The following is a 3,717-nucleotide window of genomic DNA, read 5'->3' as shown; positions in this document are numbered from 1 at the left end:
GGCTACCAGGAGATCCTGACCGACCCCTCCTATGCCGGGCAGATCGTGACCTTCACCTTCCCGCATATCGGCAACACCGGCACCAACGACGAGGACCTCGAGAGCCTCGACGCGGCCCCGGCCTCGGGCGTGCGCGGCACGGTGATCGCGGCGGCCGTCACCCGGCCGTCGAGCTGGCGCTCGTCCTCCCACCTCGACGCGTGGCTGAAGGCCCGCGGCATCCTCGGCATCACCGGCATCGACACCCGCGCGCTCACCGCCCGCATCCGCGACCACGGCATGCCCAACGCCGTGATCGCCAACGACCCGGATGGCCAATTCGACCGCGAGGCGCTGAAGGCGCGGGCCGCAGCACTCGCGCCGATGGAAGGGCTCGACCTCGTGCCGCCGGTGACCAGCAGGGCGCGGTCGGACTGGTCGGAATCGGTCTGGACGGTGGCGGCCGGCTACGGCCGGCGCGCACCGGGGGCGGGCCTGCGCGTCGTGGCGATCGATTACGGCGTGAAGCGCAACATCCTGCGCCTGCTGGCCCAGGCCGGCTGCGAGGTCACCGTGGTGCCGGCCACCACGAGCGCCGCCGACATCCTCGCGTTGAAGCCGGACGGCGTGTTCCTCTCCAACGGCCCCGGCGACCCGGCCGCGACCGGCGCCTACGCCGTGCCGGTGATCCGCGAGCTTCTGGCGGAGCGGGTGCCGACCTTCGGCATCTGCCTCGGCCACCAGCTCATGGGCCTCGCGCTCGGCGGGCGCACGGTGAAGATGGGCCAGGGCCATCACGGCGCGAACCATCCGGTCAAGGACAAGACCACCGGCAAGGTCGAGATCGTCTCGATGAACCACGGCTTCGCGGTCGATCCCGCGAGCCTGCCGGATACCGCGGTCGAGACCCACGTCTCGCTGTTCGACGGCTCGAACTGCGGCCTGACGCTCACCGACCGCCCGGCCTTCTCGGTGCAGCATCACCCGGAAGCCTCGCCCGGCCCGCGCGACAGCCACTACCTGTTCGATCGGTTCGTGACCCTGATGCGGGCGGGCAGGCCCGAGCCGGAGATCGGGGCGGCCTGACGCAACTCCGGCCTGCCCGGAGCGGTTGTCCGTCATCGTCCGATGGACAACCGGAAAGGCATGCCATGACCGAACAGACCCGAAACCGGCCCTCGCTAAAAGATTTTTCCGCCACCGCCGACCGCAACGGCCAGGACCTCGGCCAGGACTCGCCCCTCGACGTCGGGATCGCCGCGCGCACCCAGGCCGACCTCAAGGGCGACCCGGCGGGCGAGGCGCAGACGGCGCGCATCGCGTCCGGCCTGAAGAGCGAGGACGCCACCGACGCGACCGAGGCCGAGACGCCGCCGGAGAACCTGCGCGCGATCCGCGGCGAGGGACCGGACGCCGCGGCCTCCGAAGCGATCGACCGCGCGACCGCGTCGGTTGGCCAGGACGACGGGAAACGCTGATGGCCCGCGACGCGAACGAAGCCTCGCAGACCGTCACCCGCAAACCCGACGACGCGGTCGGCTCCAGCGGCAAGCCGGCCGCCGGCGGCGGGGGTCACACGGCCGAGCAGGCCGCCATCACCGACATGGGCGCCGGCGGTGCGTCGGATGCCGAGCGCAAGGGCACGTGGGGCCAGGGCGGGGAGCCAGGGCGATCACCCCCGACGCCGGGCGGTTCCTCGGCGGGCCATTCCGACCAGCAGGCCTCCCGAGGACCGCGAGCCGACGACAAGGTCGTCTCCGGGCACAGCAAAGCCGAGCGGGAGGCGGGGGAATGAGCGGCACCGAGCGCGACACCGAGGCTCCGAAGGAGAAGCCTGCCAACGCCGCGCCGGACGCGGTGATGGACCCGAACGAGAAGACCGAGGGCCATCCCGGCATGGGCCCCAAGGGTGGCACCGCGAAGGAGGAGGATACCGATCCGGGTGGCGGGTAACGTCGCGGGGTGCGGACGGCAGTCCGTTCCCCCTTCGCAAGCAACCGGGTTCATACATCACGCAGAGGCAACCGCACCCTCCCCCTTTGCGGGGAGGGAAGAGGGATTGGCGTCAGCGGGAGACAAACGATGAGAGAGACCCGGCGGCGAGCACCCGGCCCTTCGTCTTGTCAGCCATTCGCGCCGCTCACACTGCGCCGGTGACCGCTTCCTTCGACCGCTCGAAACGCTTGCGGTCGTTCGGGTCGAGGTGGGTCTTGCGGAGCCGAATCGACTTCGGCGTGACCTCCATCAGCTCGTCGTCCTGAATCCAGGCGAGCGACTTCTCCAGCGTCATCCGGATCGGCGGCGTCAGGCGCACGGCCTCGTCCTTCGAGGTGGTGCGGATGTTGGTCAGCTTCTTGCCCTTGAGCACGTTCACCTCGAGGTCGTTCTCGCGGTTGTGCTCGCCGATGATCATGCCCTGATAGACCTTGGCGCCGGGCTCGATCATCATCGGGCCGCGGTCCTCCAGGTTCCACATCGCGTAGGCCACCGCCTCGCCCTTGTCGTTGGAGATCAGCACGCCGTTGCGGCGCCCGGCGATCTCGCCCTTGAACGGCTCGTAGGCCTTGAACAGGCGGTTCATGATCGCGGTGCCGCGGGTGTCGGTCATCAGCTCGCCCTGGTAGCCGATCAGGCCGCGGGTCGGCGCGTGGAACACCAGCCGCAGGCGGTCGCCGCCGCTCGGGCGCATCTCGATCATCTCGGCCTTGCGCTCGGACATCTTCTGCACGACGACGCCGGAATACTCCTCGTCGACATCGACCACGACCTCCTCGACCGGCTCCAGGATGCCGCCGTCCGCGTCCTTCGAGAGCACGACGCGCGGGCGAGAAACCGCGATCTCGAAGCCCTCGCGGCGCATGGTCTCGATCAGGATCGCGAGCTGCAACTCGCCGCGGCCCGAGACGAAGAAGCTATCCTTGTCGGCCGCCTCCTCGATCTTGAGCGTGACGTTGCCCTCGCCCTCCTTGAACAGGCGGTCGCGGATCATCCGGCTCGTGACCTTGTCGCCCTCGGTGCCGGCCAGCGGCGAATCGTTGACGATGAACGACATGGTGACGGTCGGCGGGTCGATCGGCTGCGCCTGGATCGGGGTCTCGACCTGGGGATCGCAGAACGTGTCGGCGACGGTACCCTTCACGAGGCCGGCGATCGAGACGATGTCGCCCGCCTCGCCGATGTCGATCGGGGCGCGCTCCAGGCCGCGGAAGGCGAGGATCTTCGAGACGCGGCCGGTCTCGACGAGCTTGCCCTCGCGGTCCAGCACCTTGATCGCCTGGTTCGGCTTGACGGTGCCGGACGCGATGCGGCCGGTGATGATGCGGCCGAGGAACGGGTTGGCCTCCAGCAGCGTGCCGAGCATCCGGAACGGGCCGTCGTCGATGCGCGCCTGCGGCACGTGCGCGAGCACAAGATCGAACAGCGGCGCCAGCCCGTCGCCTTGCGAGCCGTCCGGCGCGGTGGCCATCCAGCCGTTGCGGCCCGAGCCGTAGAGGATCGGGAAGTCAAGCTGCTCGTCGGTGGCGTCGAGCGCCGCGAACAGGTCGAACACCTCGTTGACGACTTCCGTGATGCGCGCGTCCGGGCGGTCGACCTTGTTGACGGCCACGATCGGCTTGAGGCCGATCTTGAGCGCCTTCGACACCACGAACTTGGTCTGCGGCATCGGGCCTTCGGCGGCGTCCACCAGCACGATCACGCCGTCGACCATCGACAGGATGCGCTCGACCTCGCCGCCGA

Annotated in this window: 5 protein-coding genes; 4 read left to right on the top strand and 1 reads right to left on the bottom strand. The window is 69.8% G+C overall.

The genetic code is table 11. The annotated features are described in order from the left end of the window. From carA to ACFE86_RS21575, 4 genes are all read left to right on the top strand, one after another. Positions 1-1,065, top strand: a 1,065-nt coding sequence (gene carA / locus ACFE86_RS21590; RefSeq protein WP_375457367.1) for a glutamine-hydrolyzing carbamoyl-phosphate synthase small subunit, incomplete at its 5' end; no start/stop codon positions are given. A 65-nt stretch (positions 1,066-1,130) separates the two neighbouring features. Further along, positions 1,131-1,457, top strand: a complete 327-nt coding sequence (locus tag ACFE86_RS21585; protein ID WP_375457366.1) for a hypothetical protein — start codon at positions 1,131-1,133, stop codon at positions 1,455-1,457. Next, positions 1,457-1,774: a hypothetical protein gene (locus tag ACFE86_RS21580; protein ID WP_375457365.1), complete on the top strand. Its 318-nt coding sequence runs from the start codon at positions 1,457-1,459 to the stop codon at positions 1,772-1,774. Before ACFE86_RS21585 ends, ACFE86_RS21580 begins: the two co-directional genes overlap by 1 nt. After that, positions 1,771-1,932: a hypothetical protein gene (locus ACFE86_RS21575; RefSeq protein WP_375457364.1), complete on the top strand. Its 162-nt coding sequence runs from the start codon at positions 1,771-1,773 to the stop codon at positions 1,930-1,932. The genes ACFE86_RS21580 and ACFE86_RS21575 overlap by 4 nt, the downstream gene beginning before the upstream one ends. A 187-nt stretch (positions 1,933-2,119) precedes the next feature. Here ACFE86_RS21575 and ACFE86_RS21570 read toward each other — a convergent pair. Further along, positions 2,120-3,717 (bottom strand): GTP-binding protein (locus ACFE86_RS21570; RefSeq protein WP_375457363.1); only part of this gene is annotated, 1,598 nt, incomplete at its 5' end.

This window comes from uncultured Methylobacterium sp., from assembly GCF_964244095.1.
In the GTDB taxonomy this organism is placed as follows: domain Bacteria; phylum Pseudomonadota; class Alphaproteobacteria; order Rhizobiales; family Beijerinckiaceae; genus Methylobacterium.
The sequence above is the reverse complement of the archived record's forward strand: the minus strand, read 5'-3'. Positions and strand labels throughout refer to the sequence as shown.